Origin of the sequence: Pseudomonas sp. PDM19, assembly GCF_014852215.1 — a bacterium.
GTDB lineage: Bacteria > Pseudomonadota > Gammaproteobacteria > Pseudomonadales > Pseudomonadaceae > Pseudomonas.
The window spans coordinates 1-350 of record NZ_JACVBG010000018.1 but is presented as its reverse complement, the minus strand read 5'-3'; the positions used below and the strand labels follow the sequence as shown (position 1 = coordinate 350).

Annotated in this window: 1 rRNA gene; it reads right to left on the bottom strand. The window is 50.3% G+C overall.

The annotated features are described in order from the left end of the window. Positions 1 to 234: 234 nt before the first annotated feature. Positions 235 to 350 (bottom strand): 5S ribosomal RNA (gene rrf, locus IB273_RS31310).

Sequence of the window (350 nt, the reverse complement as noted above, 5' to 3'; positions counted from 1 at the left end):
ATTGCTTGATTCAACTTGTTAAAGAGCGTTTGGCTGAGGCTTTCATCTCAACCGAGGCGCGCATTCTACGCTAACCTCTCTTTCCGTCAAGCTTTATTTTTCGAAAATTTCTTTTCTACTCAATCGCCTGGCTTCGGGGAGCCTAAGCTCTCGTCAGCAGCAAGCACAAACTGCGTGCTTACACTAATAGGCAAAGCCCCGGACAGCGAAGCTGACCGGGGCTTTGGGATAGGAGCTTGACGATGACCTACTCTCACATGGAGAAACTCCACACTACCATCGGCGATGCGTCGTTTCACTACTGAGTTCGGGATGGGATCAGGTGGTTCCAACGCTCTATGGTCGTCAAG